The sequence below is a fragment of the Bradyrhizobium sp. USDA 3650 genome (assembly GCF_054057395.1).
In genome coordinates this window covers 2,945,528-2,959,325 of sequence record NZ_JBSRZG010000001.1, presented here as the reverse complement: position 1 = coordinate 2,959,325, position 13,798 = coordinate 2,945,528, and the positions used below count along the sequence as shown (strand labels likewise).

The window sequence follows — 13,798 nt, the reverse complement described above, 5'->3', positions numbered from 1 at the left end:
CAAGCATGGATAATCTCATTCGCCCTACGATCGTCTGCCGCTGGCGAAAGCTGTAGTTGGACCCAAAAACTGGAGATCAGTGCGCGTTCTTCCCGGCGTGCTGCGGAGCACCCAACCCAATGTTCAAGTTCGCGGCGAGCGCCGATTGCCGCGAAAGAGACCTGAGCGCGGCCATCCAGATATTATCTGGCAGTTTCCATCCGTGGGCGCTTGGACAGTTTGGCCTTTCTGTTCGCGCGGACCGATGTCTCAAGGACACCTTTCAGGCGGACTGCGGCCGCCTGCAATTCCGCGACGGAAAAGCCGCCGAAGCCGAGCATTAGACCGAACCGAGCAGGCGCATTTTGGTACATGGGCGAGATCGGTCGCACAACCAGCCCGGCCTTGTGTGCTTGCTCGGCAAGCTTGACGTCGTCGAGGCCGGCAGGAAGCCAAAGCACCAGGTGCATACCTTGGTCGCTGGGTTGGAGCGCTGTCCAGGACGGCAGCTCCGTCTCAATGGCGGAGATCAGGGCCACGCGCCGTTCTGCGTAAGCGCCCCGGATGCGCCGTATGTGAGCTTCGAAATAGCCCTCGCGCATATATTGCGCGAGCACATATTGATCGGCTGTCGGAGAATGGCGGTCAATAAGAGCACGGGCGCCCGCGAATGCATCCACCAGCGGAAGGGGAACGATGGCGTATCCGATCCGCATGGATGAAAACAGCACTTTGCTCATCGTCCCGAGATAGACGACACGTGTAGGATCGAGTCCCTGCAGGGACGGAAATGGATGTCCCGCGTAGCGAAGTTCGCTGTCGTAATCGTCCTCGACAATCCAGGCATTGTTTTGACGGGCCCAGGACAGCAGAGCCGTGCGTCTCCCCATGCTCATCGGCATGCCGAGCGGATATTGATGCGATGGCGTAACGAACGCGACCCGAGCCTTCGGGCATCGGACGAGACCTTCGTGGACGTCGATGCCCTGCGCATCGACGGGAATGCGAGAGGTCTGGACGTTGAAGTTTCCGAGAACCGCGACAATACCGGGATAGGCGGGGTCTTCCGCCCATACTGCGTCTCCGTCCGCAAGAAGAACGGTTGCAGCCAGAAAAAGACCCTGCTGCGTACCCGCCGTGATCACGACCTGGCCGGCCTCGCATTTCACTCCACGGGCTTTACGAACGTAGTCAGTAATCGCGAGCCGCAAATCAGGCAATCCTTTCGGGTCGATGTATCCCGACGGGGCAGCCACGCGCAGCGCTCGGACGCGATTACCGAGACGGCGCCACTTGTCATCCGGGGCGACCGCGCCTGCCGGATGAGCGATTGCAAATGGCGCCGTCCCTTGCGGCCGAAGAGCTTGCGCGACCTCTGCAAGACGGGCGACGTTCTCCCGCAACACAGGGCCGATCCGCGGCGGCGCAATGAATGCCTGCGGTGGGCTGACGAGTTCGCGACCGCCGTTGACGTTGGCGACGATCGTGCCGCCTCTGGCGCGCGCCTCGAGGTAGCCTTCCGCATGTAGCTGACCGAACGCCTCGATGACCGTACCCCTCGCGAGTTGGAGCGACGCCGCGAGGGCGCGGGTGGACGGCAGCCGTTCGCCCGGCTTCAACATCCCGTTTGATATCGCCTCGCGAAGTGCCTGTGTAAGTTGTTGTCCGACCCGGCCTGCGGCCTTGTCGAGAGAGCCCAGCGAGGGAATTGCGATGATGTTTCGGCGCCTTGCCATTGCCGTTCTGGTCTACCTGTCCGCTCGTACTTTGAAGTCCAGAATAGACCAACTCTGTGAGTCATTGAAAGAAATCGTCACATACCGCTCTACCGCTCGGTTTCGACATCCAACCCGCCGAGCAGCGATGGCCTTGCGGGTCAACGACCATTTCCCCACGACGTAGGTAGCTCGGCCCGAGGCCGTGGAAGATCGCCTCGTTGAATCGACGGGCTGAGCATCTTCGTTGTTGAGAGGCTATCCAGTTTCGAAGCCCGTCGAGAGTGTGAAATCCATCAGCCGCGTAGCAGCGGACGTCCGGAAGGAAAGCCTCATCAATTCGGCGAGCGCATGTCCCGGATCGAGGTCCAAGCACCCTGCTGGCCCTCAGCTCTGCCAGGGCCTCCGGGGTCCCGACCGCTCGATGAGGCGCGCGAGCCGCAAAGTGAGCTTCACTGTTGCATCGCTTGCGGAGAAGATGCGCTCGCCGTCGCCTCCTGCGATCAGAATCCGCTGGCTTTCGATCGGCCTCGCGCCTGCTGGCGGCGAGCGCCTCTTGCAAGGGTTTGCGGGCGCGCGCGAGCCGTGACGTGCGGGAAGTGATCTCAATGCGTGTCTATATGTTGAAGGCGGCTGCGGCGCTCAGGCGCTACATCGATGATCGCCTTGGACAGATGGATCGGCGAGCATCAGCGATAGCTCCCTACCAGACCAATGAAGAATGCATGATCTGAGGTTCTCCGCAGGCGCGGACGCCCCCGCGGCGAGGGTTGCTGTTCGGCGCCAAGCAGAGGTTTGCCCTGAACCAAGCTCCAGCCAGACCTGCAGTTCATTGCGAGGAGCGGGCGTCTTCACCGTCGAGCTGAGCCAGCAGCCAGTCTGCAAACGCTCGTACGGCCGATCTTTGTCGGCTGGCGCGCGGATAGATGAGACGGTGACCGACGTAACTGATATCGGTCGCACGTCCCGCCAATGGGGCAACCAATCGCCCATTGGCCAGTTCAAGCTGGGCCAGGAGGGTTGATTCCAACGCCAGTCCCAATCCCTCCGCAGCGGTCGCAATTGCAAGAAAGCTCCGATCGAACCTCATGCCGTGGAGCGCGGGGGCTTCCAATCCGTTGGCAGCGAACCATTGATGCCACTGCACCTGCTTCACGTCTGAGCGGATGAGCGTCTGATCGAGGAGATCAGCGGCCTTCCTTATCGATTTTGCGAGCGAGGGAGAGCAGAGCGGCGTGACCGTCTCCTCTGGTAGTGGAACAATCTCGACGCCTTCCGCGCGCGGCGGACCGTAGACGATGTCGATATCGAAATCATCGTTGCTGAAGCGCGCATAATCCGTGCTTGCGGCCAGTCGAACCTCGAGCTTCGGGTAAGCAGCGAGAAACTGCGCAAGCCGTGGCGCCAGCCATTGCGCAGCAAAACTTGGGGCGGAATGGACGCGCACCAGTTGTGCGCCGCGGGCGGCGACTTCTTCAAGCCCGCGGCGGAGCTGATCGAACGCCGCCCCGGCGTGACGCATCAGATTTTCGCCGGCTGGCGTGAGCCGCACAGATCGCGCGCTGCGCTCGAACAGAACGGTCCGAAGCGTGGCCTCCAGCTTGCGAATCGCGTGACTGACGGCGCTCGGCGTCAGGTGAAGCTCATTCGCCCCATCGCGAAACGATCCGGTCCGGGCTGCGGCTTCAAAGGCACGAATTGAGGATATCGGGATCTTCGAGAGCATTCGATAAGTGAACCAGATTCATCGATCCGTGACAACTGCGCGTTTGTAGGGCCGGCCTCCGCAGGTCATTCCTAAATCCAGCAAGGAAGAACAATTTGCGGGAGGAATTGATGCTGCTCAGCGGTAAGACGGCAATCATTTCGGGCGCGGCCTCGCCGCGGGGCATCGGGCTCGCAGCCGCCCGGCGGTTCGCCGCCGAGGGCGCTCGGGTGGCCATTCTGGATATCGACGCGGGCGCCGCGGCGGAAGCTGCGGCGTCGCTTGGAAAGTCCCACATTGGACTGGCGTGCAACGTCGCCGACAAATCGTTCTGCGAACAGGCAGTCACCCGTGTGATCGAAACCTTCGCAGGCATCGATATCCTGATCAACAATGCCGGGATCACCCAGCCCGTCAAGTTCCTGGACATTTCGCCGGCCGATTGGGATCGAATTCAGGACGTCAATCTCAAGGGTATCCTGTTTCTGTCCCAGGCGGTGATCCCGCATATGCGCGCACGGAAGTCCGGGTCGATCGCGTGCATGTCGTCCGTCTCGGCCCAGCGCGGTGGTGGAATTTTTGGCGGGCCACACTACTCGGCTGCGAAAGCAGGGGTCCTTGGCCTCGCCAAGGCGATGGCGCGGGAGTTCGGCCCTGACGGGATTCGCGTCAACTGCGTTACGCCCGGCCTGATCGGCACGGATATTACGGCAGGCAAGCTGAATGATGAAATGAGAGCGAAAATTCTGGAAGGCATTCCGCTCAATCGCCTCGGCACGGCAGAAGATGTCGCCGGTATCTACACCTTCCTGGCCTCGGACCTATCTGCCTACGTCACGGGTGCCGTGATCGACGTCAACGGCGGCATGCTTATCCACTGAGCCAGCGAGATAAGGTCCAGATCGATGGAAACGCCCACCAATGCGCTTATCAACGCGCCCAAGCTAGCGGACCGCGCCTACAACATCCGCCGCAATGCGCTGCGCATGGGCGAAGTCCAGGGGCAGGGTTATATCGCGCAGGCGCTCGACATCTCCGATGTTCTCGCCGTGGCCTATTTCCACGCCATGCGTTACCGGCCTGAAGACCCGTCATGGGAGGGCCGGGACCGCTTTCTGCTCTCCAACGGACATTATGCCATCGCACTCTACGCAGCTTTGATCGAGGCGGGAATTGTCCCGGAGGAAGAACTCGAAACCTATGGCAGCGACGAGAGCCGCCTGCCGATGTCGGGCATGGCCTCCTACACGCCCGGAATGGAAATGTCGGGCGGATCGCTCGGACTTGGGCTGAGCATTGCCGTCGGCATGAGCCTAGGACTCAAGCGCAAGAGATCCGAGGCACAGGTATACACGTTGTTTTCCGATGGCGAACTCGACGAAGGCTCCGTCTGGGAAGCGATCCAGTCGGCAGGCCACTACAAGCTCGACAATCTGATCGGCATCGTCGACGTCAACAATCAGCAGGCGGATGGTCCTTCCACGCAGGTTATGGCCTTCGAGCCGCTGGTCGACAAGCTTCAGGCCTTCGGCTGGTTCGTGCAGCGGATCGACGGCAACGATCTCGATGCCGTACTTACCGCGTTCGACGCCGCCAAGTCCCATCCCGAGCCCAAGCCGAGGATGATCGTCGCCGACACTCTGATGGGGAAGGGCGTTCCTTTCCTGGAGCAGCGCGAGAAGAATCATTTCATCCGCGTCGAGCAGCACGAATGGCAGCTCGCGCTTGCCGCGCTGGAAGCTGGGAGGCAGGCATGAGGACCATCAGATCAGCACCGCAGCCGCGCAAGCCGCGCCTGACCACCTCCGCCATGATCGCATCGATCGCTTCTGAAAGACAGAAGACGAAACCGGCGCCCTTTGGACATGCGCTCGTCGAGCTCGCCCGCAGCCGCCCTGAGGTTGTCGGCATGACGGCCGATCTGGGCAAATACACCGATCTGCACATCTTCGCGAAGGAATTTCCGGACCGTTATTATCAGATGGGCATGGCCGAGCAGCTTCTGTTCGGCGCTGCGTCGGGCCTTGCCGCCGAAGGCTTCATGCCGTTCGCGACCACTTACGCCGTGTTCGCATCGCGACGGGCTTACGACTTCATACACCAGACGATCGCGGAGGAAGATCGCAACGTGAAGATCGTCTGCGCGCTGCCGGGGCTGACCTCGGGCTATGGCCCGAGCCATCAGGCCGCAGAAGATGTCGCCCTGTTTCGCGCGATGCCGAATATGACGGTCATCGATCCCTGCGATGCTCACGAAATCGAGCAGCTGGTGCCCGCCATCGCGGCCCATCACGGGCCTGTCTACACCCGCCTGCTGCGCGGCCAGGTGCCGCTCGTGCTGGACGAATATGATTACAAATTCGAGCTTGGCAGGGCCAAGCTGATTCGTGACGGGAAGGACGCCCTGGTCATCTCATCCGGCATCATGACCATGCGTGCGCTCGAGGCGGCGCAAACCTTGAAGGGCGACAGCATCGACACTGCGGTGCTGCATGTTCCAACCATCAAGCCGCTCGACACTGAGACGATCTTGCGTGAAGCCGGCAAATCGGGCCGTCTTGTCGTCGTTGCCGAAAACCACACGTCGATTGGCGGCCTTGGCGAGGCAATTGCCGCGGTTCTAATGCGTTCAGGCGTTCATCCGCGTTTCCGCCAGATCGCATTGCCGGACGAATTTCTTGACGCTGGCGCACTTCCGACACTGCACGACCGCTACGGGATTTCTACCGCAGAGGTCGCAAGGCAGATCAAGCAGTGGCTTGCACCGGCGCTAAGCGCCAATCCAGCCAAGTCCTTGTGAGGAGCTACACCCGTCGCATGTTGCGCCGGGGAGCGATGACTCTTGCCTACATGCCGGCGGTCGAGAGCGGGGAACCAAGAGACGCGAAAGCTGCACGCCAGCGCAGGCTGATGCTGTCGGCACCAACGTCAATGCAGGATCAGGAGGAAACATGATTGTCTCGAAGCCCGGAAGGATGAGCCGCCGTACGCTATTGATGGCAGCCACGGCCGTACCTCTCTGCGGGATTCTTACTCGTCCGGCTTCCGCAGCCGAGTTCGTTTACAAGTTTGCGACCGGGCAGGATCCGACCCACCCCGTGAATATCCGGGCCCAAGAGGCGATCGACCGATCCGCGAAGCGACGAGCGCGGGCTGGAGATCAGGCTGTTTCCGGCCAATCAGCTCGGCTCCGACACCGAACTCCTGACCAGGTACGCAGCGGCGTGAGTTCTTCAACCAACCGTCCTCGATCCTTGCCACCCTGGTGCCGAGCGCGGGCATGCACCGTCTTCGCATTCGCCGATTACGACAGCGTGTGGAAGGCGATGGACGGCAAACTCGGCACCTAAGGAATTCCGGTCATTGCCCGTCACGACGACATGCTTCCTTTTGCGAGCTTTATTGTCCCGAGGATGCGCTTTGGGTCTCCCCTTTCGCGGATGAGAACCAGCCCGTCGTCGTCAAGACACTCAAGCGGACCGCGGCGATCGGCAGCTATCGCCGAGCTGTCGGCTGGACCCATGAGACGCGGGGTCGGCGCGGCATCGACAGGAGCTATCTACTTTTTGGTCAATGAGTTGGGCTGCCGCCGCGCCCTGCCCACTTAAGATGCATGCGTTCGCGGGCTTCGCGGCGACGCTGGCGCCGTTCGCGTCGGCGCTTCGCTCGCTCTGCCGGCAGCGGCAAGGATGGCACTGGTGGCCCGGCCGTTTCGACTGGCACCTTCTCGACCGGCTCGTGTTCGGTCCGGCGCGCCTCCATGGATTCGAGCACGGCTCGTCCCTTCACAGTAATCCTCCAGCCGCCGTTTTGACGCTCGACGAGGCCGTCCGAAAAAATGTCGAGCTCGGGTACGCGCGTTGCCATCCGCTTGGTGCGCTCGGCCCATTCCGGGCCGCTGGTCGCCAGGATGGCCATGTCGCGCTTGAGGTCCGCCATCACGGCGAATCCATCCGGATAACTCACCAGGATCTTCAAGACCGTGACCTGGAAATTCACTGCGCACCTCGCCTGATCAACGCCACATCCTCGGCGCTTGTGTCAGGGCTTTCCGGCCAATCTGCCGCAGCTCGTCCGGTGTCGTTTCGCCGGTCTTTGCGGTTTCGAGGATCTTGCAGGCCACATGGGTGCGAGCGCCCGTCTCGTCGCGGGCTAGCTTTTCGCAGACCTCGTCAAGTACCGCTCGCAATAGAGCGGTTGTAGCTTGTTCAAACATGGGTGCGCCCCCTTGGAAAGCCCGATCCTACCGCAAGTCTTTCCATTTTGGGATTCACGAATGTGAACTAATGAACTCTGCCGCACTGCACACGACCTGCGCCTGCGCCCCTCCTGAAATCCTGCTCGAAACTGCGCCTCTCAAATCGGCCAGGCCGAGTTGCGGCTCACCTGCCACTCACCGTGGGGCGAGGACAACGATACTCCGAGAAGCCGAACCGGCTTTGGAGCAGGCATCTCGTTTTGAAGCAGCGCGATCGAGAAGTGTTCGGGCTCGCTGTGGTTCGACTTCGCGATCGGCATGGACCTGCTGCGCGTGATGATGTCAAAATCGTTGACTTGAGCCTTCAGCGTGACTTTCCGGGCCCGCGCGGTCCTTGTCCTCCCAGTGCCGCCAGACCTTCTCGATCAGCGGGCCCAACTCGGTGGCCATTGCGTCGAAAGCGCTAAAGATCGGTTGAGGACGTATTCTCCGCACCAACCGACTTCCGGATCCGGTTCGCGCGGACCTCGCGGTGATCGATGCCCCTCGATATCCGGTAGTATTACGCGCCGGCCTTGCCGAAATTGGCTTGCAGAGTCGAGCGACTGATTGCGGACGTCGAGGCAGTGTACCGCCCGATAGCATTCATCTTGGCGCAAGTCGCCGGACCGATGCCGTGGGATTTGCTGACAGGGAGTGCCTCCACGAAGCCGGGGCTCATCTCCGGCGTGATGACGTACTGGCCGTTTGCCGCGCCAGGCTTTCTGCAGATACGCGCCGGCCGCGGAAACTCGCGTCCGAGGGGGCGCGCTAGCTCGCCCTGGTCAGTGCTCTGGAGCGGGACATCGCTGACGGTCGGCTGTCCGATGGCGACTGCCTTCCGCCGCACCTTGAACTGGCACGAGAGCTCGGCCTGTCCGTCGGCACCGTCAGCAAAGCCTATCAGAAGGCCGAACAACGCGGTATCAGCGGACATGTCGGGCAGGGAACCTTCGTCCGGCGTCATTCGCCGCGCAGGCCGAGGCGGCCACGGCATGACATGAACCGGTCAATTTAGCGCTGAGCGTGCCCGGCCACGGAAGCGAAACGCAGGTCCTGTCCGCGTTGTTTGGCGAGGTGGTGCGCGAACCTGATCTTGCACTGTTGTTGGGCTACCATCCTCACGCTGGCCTTTCCCAGGGACGTGAAATCATCGCAGCCTCGCTCTCTGACAACGCCTTTACGGTCGCGCCGGCACAGCTGATTCTGTGCAACGGCGCCCAGCACGCGATCGATGTCGCCCTGCGCTTCGTGGCAAAACCCGGCGACAGTGTCTTGGTGGGTGCTTTCACTTATCCCTGCTTCAAAGCCATCGCCGCGCCAGCCACCTTAATTTGGTGCCCGTGGACATGGATGAGGACCGAATCGACCCTGAGGCGCTGAAAAAGCCTGCCGGGCGTCCCGAGCGCGAGTGCTCTATTGCCTGCCGACGTTGCAGAGCCCCACGGCTCGCACGCTGAGTCTTGACCGCGGGGGCGCATCGGTGAATTCGCCGAGGAGCTCGATCTCGCCATCATAGAGGATGACGTTTACCGCTTTTTCTTCCCCGAGCGTCCTGTGCCGATCGCCTCATTGGTGCCGGCCCTCTCCTTCTACACGTCCTACTCCAAATACCTTGCGCCAGCCTTCAGGCTCGGGACAGTGACAGTCCCGCCGGCCTACATCGCTCAAACTCAGCTCCTCCTGCACGCCTGTGCCTGGTTTGTTGCTCAGGTGTTAGGCGAGACTGTGGTGCGGTTGATTGAGAGCGGAAAGCTGGAAGAACTTCTGCGTGAGCGGCGGCGTCAGGCGCACGAACGTTACGGGGTGCTCCTAGACTTTTTCCCAATGCCGCAAACTTCAGTTCTCAGCCTTCTACGGATAGTTGCAGTTGCCGCAAGAGTGGTCCGCAGATCGGTTTACGGCCGCTGCGCCAGGACGAGGCATACTTGTCCCCCCCGCATCGCCTCAGCGGTGGGAAAGGGGGATCCTGGCGCCATTCGCATCTGTTTTGGCGCCCCCAGCGATCCTAAAGAACTGTCCGATATATTTCAGATACTTCGGGACATTATGGCTCGCCGGCCAGTAAACGTCGCTTCTCACGCGTAGGTGTCCGTCTTCGTTTCGGTATGCGTGGCGAATCCCTTCGCACGACAGCCCCTTTTCTTGGCTGCGACGATAGATCGGCTGCCATCAAGCCGGTGCTGCCGAACTAAAGAGATCACCGATGGAAATTCTCGGCCAGGTCTCGGTCTGCCGAGCGGCTTTAATCTTCGCCGACCAAGCGTCGATGAGACTGTCGAGGACCAATCGTCCGTTGCCACGAGTATCCGGCCATTTCATCGTTGGTGTTCCCAGTGGCAGCGAGATCACCCCATGCGCCGCCGATAGCAGGGCGGTCGCGAGGCGCTCCGTCAGCCTTGGCGTCGCCTCCACCCCTAATTCGGAAAGATACTCCGCCATCGAGGTCACAAATAGCCCGTAGCCCTTTCGTGCGATCTCAGTTTCACCGAAATAAACCCCGTCGGGAAAACGCCTGTCCTCGACTGTGCCGGCCATCGAATAGAGCGATCGAAAATGATCGGGGTTGTTCACCCAATACTCGATATAGGCCTCCATGACACGCCGCAGCCGGACCTCACCGCTGGAATGAAGCGCGCGGACTTGGTCGAGCCGATCCGCCATTTCCTCGAGATTCCTCTCCTTCACTGCCAGCAGCAGCAGGATCTTGGTCGGAAAGTATTTGAGAACCGTACCCTTCGAGTAACCGAGCGCATCGGCGATCTTCTGGATCGAAACGGTTTCGAGTGTGCCGCTCGCGAACTCCTTTCGCGCTGTTTCCAGGATTCGAGCCTGCAACGCGCGCTTGTCAGCTTCTTGGCGTGCGCGCTTCTGAAAGCGTCGCATCCCCTTGGAGTTTCCTGATCTCTCGGCCGACATCCAATCTCCGCCTGGTCTGTCCTGCAGCTACATGGCTGTTATCACGAGCAAAAAACGCCGCTCCATTCCTAGCTTGCCACCTTCTGCAATAAATGACTATAGTCAATTAAGTTGAAGCGACCAAACGGAGGCAAGCAGTGGCAACGTCAGCACGCGAGTATGCCTGCAGCGATTTCGATCCGTTCGACTGGGACACTCGCATCGACCCCTATCCGGCCTATGCCGAGCTTCGTGCGACGGCACCCGTCGTCCGGCTCGAGAAATATCGCATCTTCGCCGTGCCGCGTTTTGCCGAGATCAAGGCGGTCTTTGCTGACCATGTGAACTTCAGCAATGCCGGTGGTGCTGGCATCATCAATTATTTCAAGGAGAAGCCGTGGCGTCCGCCAAGCATCGTCCTCGAAGCTGACCCGCCGCTACATACACGCACCCGAAAGGTGCTAGCTCGGATCATGTCGCCGGGTGCCATGCGGGGGCTCGAGAACGGTTTCAAGGCCAAGGCCGCCGCGCTGGTCGATGAACTCATTGAAAAGCGATCGTTCGACGCCGTCCGCGATCTTGCCGAAATATTTCCGGTGACTGTATTTCCGGATGCTCTGGGCATCGACAATGAGGGCCGCGAAAATTTTCTGACCTACGGCGCAATGGTGTTTGCCGGCATGGGGCCGGAGAACGATTATTTCCGAACTCTGATGGCCAAGGCACCTGAGGTTTTGCCTTGGGTTGCCGCGAAATGCCAACGGGACGCCTTGGCTCCCGGCAGTTTTGGCGCACAGGTCTACGAGGCCGCCGATAGCGGCGAAATTACCCATGACGAAGCGCCTCTGCTCGTCCGGTCCTTTCTTTCGGCGGGACTGGATACGACTATCAGTGCAACAGGCATGGCCCTCTTTAGTTTGGTCCGTCATCCGGAGCAGTGGGCCATTCTGGCCGCCAATCCTTCGCTGGCGCGCGGCGCGTTCGATGAGAGCCTGCGCTATGATTCCGCCGCACCTTACGTCTTTCGGACCACACCGCATGAAACCGAGATCGCAGGGGTGCCGATCGGTAAGCACGAGAAAGTATTGCTGCTGATTGGTTCTGCAAATCGCGACGAAACGCGGTGGGAGCAGCCCGACCAGTTCGACATCACCCGGCGCGTCTCGGGCCATATCGGCTTCGGCACCGGGATCCATGGCTGCGTGGGGCAAATGGTCGCGCGGCTCGAAGGCGAAGCCGTTCTGGCCGCCTTGGCGGCGAGCGTCGCATCAATCGAGATAACGGGCGAGCCGGTATACCGCGACAGCAGTGGATTGCGGGCCCTCAGCTCACTGCCGGTACGCGTTACGACGAAATAGCGCCAGCCCGGGCTCTTTGCGGCGGCTGTCATTGCCCGCCAGGACGGCTGGCGGACCTGCTTCCTTTGCGAGCTTATTGCCCGAAAGGTGTTGTCGTGCAAGCGCCGCTGCTTCTTCGACGTAGTTGCTATAGTTCAGCACGCCTTTCGCATGGAAGTTCGTTGAACCGAGAAGGGATCTTGTTCTTGAAAAGGAGCTCCCAAGGGCCCGAAGGATCAACGATCGCCTTGATAACGTTTGCATCGAGAATCAACGCGGGCCCTCTATCAGCCTTGCGAAATACGCCATCGTCATCGTGGCGAACCCCAGGCAGGTCACCAGATCAATGCCGGCGGCGAGCAGCGCATCGCGCTGCAAGTCCGTGCTCTCGCCGTCGGAGTCCGACGACACGCATGTAGCCAACCAACATAGGCGGATACGCATCGGAAATAGGTTCCGTATTGCAGCGCGTGGCGGCAGAGTTTTCCGCATATTTTTTGCGCCACCGAGCGTTTAGTTTAGGACGCTACTACAAGATTCGGTAGTTGGCTAAAGCCACTTTGAGGCCCTAGGTTCCGGCCGCCGTCCCCGCCGATCCTCATCATCGACGAACAGAAGCGAACGCAAGCGCACGTGAAGCCCGCACCGTCTGCCGGTCACCTTCCGCCCTTCCATCGCGTAGAGACTGAAGTGTCACCATGTCCGAACAACTCTTGCCGACGCTGCCGATGTGGCGCGTCGATCACATCGAGCCCTCGCCCAAGATGTTGGCGCTACGCGCCAACGGTCCGATCCACCGCGTGCGCTTCCCGTCCGGGCACGAAGGCTGGTGGGTGACAGGCTACGACGAGGCCAAGGCGGTGCTGTCCGACGCGGCGTTCCGGCCCGCGGGAATGCCGCCGGCGGCATTCACCCCGGATTCGGTAATTCTCGGTTCGCCGGGGTGGCTGGTCTCGCACGAGGGGGGCGAGCATGCCCGGTTGCGCACGATCGTGGCGCCAGCCTTCAACGACCGCAGGGTGAAGCTGCTCGCGCGGCAGGTCGAGGCGATCGCCGCGCAGTTGTTCGAGACGCTGGCGGCCCAGCCCCAGCCCGCCCGACCTGCGGCGCCACCTCTCCTTTCCGCTTCCGGCCATGGTCATCAGCGCGCTGATGGGCGTGCTCTACGAGGATCACGCGTTTTTCGCCGGCCTGTCTGACGAGGTAATGACGCACCAGCATGAAAGCGGCCCGCGCAGCGCGTCGCGCCTGGCTTGGGAAGAACTGCGCGCCTACATTCGCAGCAAGATGCGGGACAAGCGCCAGGATCCGGGCGACAACCTGCTGACGGACCTGCTCGCGGCGGTCGACCAGGGCAAGGCGACCGAGGAAGAGGCGATCGGTCTGGCCGCGGGCATGCTGGTGGCGGGGCACGAGAGCACCGTCGCGCAGATCGAATTCGGCCTGCTGGCCATGTTCCGCCATCCGCAACAGCGCGAACGCCTGGTCGGCGATCCATCCCTGGTGGACACGGCGGTGGAGGAAATCCTACGCATGTACCCGGCGGGCGTGGGCTGGGACGGCATCATGCGCTATCCGAGGACCGACGTGACCATCGCGGGCGTGCATATTCCCGCGGAGAGCAAGGTGCTGGTCGGACTGCCTGCGACGTCGTTCGATCCGCGCCATTTCGACGACCCGCAAATCTTCGATATCGGGCGCGCCGAAAACCCGCACCTGGCGTTCTCCTACGGTCCGCACTACTGCCTCGGCATGGCGCTGGCCAGGCTGGAACTCAAAGTGGTGTTCGGTTCGATCTTCCAGCACTTTCCCGCGCTGCGCCTGGCCGTGGCGCCGGAAGAACTGAAGTTGCGCAAGGAGATCATCACTGGCGGGTTCGAAGAGTTGCCGGTGCTCTGGTGATGCGCGGACACCGCCGGGAATCGCG

General features: G+C 61.3%; 13 protein-coding genes and 2 pseudogenes. 8 read left to right on the top strand and 7 right to left on the bottom strand.

The features are described from left to right. Window positions 1-182: 182 nt before the first annotated feature. A complete protein-coding gene (gene pdxR / locus ACVIN2_RS13810; RefSeq protein WP_456766014.1) occupies window positions 183-1,715 on the bottom strand; it encodes a MocR-like pyridoxine biosynthesis transcription factor PdxR in 1,533 nt (510 codons plus the stop codon). 808 nt (window positions 1,716-2,523) lie between these two features. Continuing rightward, window positions 2,524-3,420, bottom strand: coding sequence for a LysR substrate-binding domain-containing protein (locus tag ACVIN2_RS13805; RefSeq protein WP_456766013.1), 897 nt, complete (start codon window positions 3,418-3,420; stop codon window positions 2,524-2,526). 110 nt (window positions 3,421-3,530) lie between these two features. On the opposite strand from ACVIN2_RS13805, the gene ACVIN2_RS13800 reads away from it, so the two are divergent. From ACVIN2_RS13800 to ACVIN2_RS13785, 4 genes and pseudogenes are all read left to right on the top strand, one after another. Next, window positions 3,531-4,280 (top strand): SDR family NAD(P)-dependent oxidoreductase, encoded by a 750-nt coding sequence (locus ACVIN2_RS13800; protein WP_456766012.1) that lies wholly within the window; start codon window positions 3,531-3,533, stop codon window positions 4,278-4,280. Window positions 4,281-4,304: 24 nt separating this feature from the next. Beyond that, a complete protein-coding gene (locus ACVIN2_RS13795; protein WP_317245102.1) occupies window positions 4,305-5,156 on the top strand; it encodes a transketolase in 852 nt (283 codons plus the stop codon). After that, a complete protein-coding gene (locus ACVIN2_RS13790) occupies window positions 5,153-6,199 on the top strand; it encodes a transketolase family protein (RefSeq protein ID WP_456766011.1) in 1,047 nt (348 codons plus the stop codon). Before ACVIN2_RS13795 ends, ACVIN2_RS13790 begins: the two co-directional genes overlap by 4 nt. Before the next feature lie 151 nt (window positions 6,200-6,350). After that, window positions 6,351-6,743 (top strand): annotated as a pseudogene (locus ACVIN2_RS13785) (TRAP transporter substrate-binding protein); the annotation flags it as partial. A 226-nt stretch (window positions 6,744-6,969) separates the two neighbouring features. On the opposite strand, the gene ACVIN2_RS13780 reads toward ACVIN2_RS13785, so the two are convergent. The 3 genes from ACVIN2_RS13780 to ACVIN2_RS13770 all read right to left on the bottom strand — a co-directional run bounded on the left by ACVIN2_RS13780 (window position 6,970) and on the right by ACVIN2_RS13770 (window position 7,935). Then, window positions 6,970-7,398: a hypothetical protein gene (locus ACVIN2_RS13780; RefSeq protein ID WP_007600175.1), complete on the bottom strand. Its 429-nt coding sequence runs from the start codon at window positions 7,396-7,398 to the stop codon at window positions 6,970-6,972. Window positions 7,399-7,414: 16 nt separating this feature from the next. Next, entirely contained in the window at window positions 7,415-7,615 is a 201-nt protein-coding gene (locus ACVIN2_RS13775; protein ID WP_317245100.1) for a hypothetical protein, read from the bottom strand. A 140-nt stretch (window positions 7,616-7,755) separates the two neighbouring features. Next, window positions 7,756-7,935 (bottom strand): hypothetical protein, encoded by a 180-nt coding sequence (locus ACVIN2_RS13770; protein ID WP_456769713.1) that lies wholly within the window; start codon window positions 7,933-7,935, stop codon window positions 7,756-7,758. A 482-nt stretch (window positions 7,936-8,417) separates the two neighbouring features. Between ACVIN2_RS13770 and ACVIN2_RS13765 the strand changes: the two genes are divergently transcribed. Both ACVIN2_RS13765 and ACVIN2_RS13760 read left to right on the top strand, forming a co-directional pair. Continuing rightward, window positions 8,418-8,654 (top strand): GntR family transcriptional regulator, encoded by a 237-nt coding sequence (locus ACVIN2_RS13765; RefSeq protein ID WP_326956081.1) that lies wholly within the window; start codon window positions 8,418-8,420, stop codon window positions 8,652-8,654. A gap of 8 nt (window positions 8,655-8,662) precedes the next feature. Next, window positions 8,663-9,019: an aminotransferase class I/II-fold pyridoxal phosphate-dependent enzyme gene (locus tag ACVIN2_RS13760; RefSeq protein WP_456766010.1), complete on the top strand. Its 357-nt coding sequence runs from the start codon at window positions 8,663-8,665 to the stop codon at window positions 9,017-9,019. Window positions 9,020-9,808: 789 nt separating this feature from the next. Here the strand turns inward: ACVIN2_RS13760 and ACVIN2_RS13755 are convergent. Continuing rightward, on the bottom strand, window positions 9,809-10,555 hold the full coding sequence (locus tag ACVIN2_RS13755) for a TetR/AcrR family transcriptional regulator (RefSeq protein WP_456766009.1): 747 nt from the start codon (window positions 10,553-10,555) through the stop codon (window positions 9,809-9,811). A gap of 137 nt (window positions 10,556-10,692) precedes the next feature. Here ACVIN2_RS13755 and ACVIN2_RS13750 point away from each other — a divergent pair, with 137 nt between their 5' ends. After that, window positions 10,693-11,892 (top strand): cytochrome P450, encoded by a 1,200-nt coding sequence (locus ACVIN2_RS13750; protein WP_456766008.1) that lies wholly within the window; start codon window positions 10,693-10,695, stop codon window positions 11,890-11,892. A gap of 249 nt (window positions 11,893-12,141) precedes the next feature. On the opposite strand, the gene ACVIN2_RS13745 is transcribed toward ACVIN2_RS13750, so the two are convergent. Beyond that, window positions 12,142-12,282 (bottom strand): hypothetical protein, encoded by a 141-nt coding sequence (locus tag ACVIN2_RS13745; RefSeq protein WP_231189001.1) that lies wholly within the window; start codon window positions 12,280-12,282, stop codon window positions 12,142-12,144. A gap of 287 nt (window positions 12,283-12,569) precedes the next feature. Here ACVIN2_RS13745 and ACVIN2_RS13740 point away from each other — a divergent pair. After that, window positions 12,570-13,773, top strand: a pseudogene (locus ACVIN2_RS13740) (cytochrome P450). Window positions 13,774-13,798 lie beyond the last annotated feature (25 nt).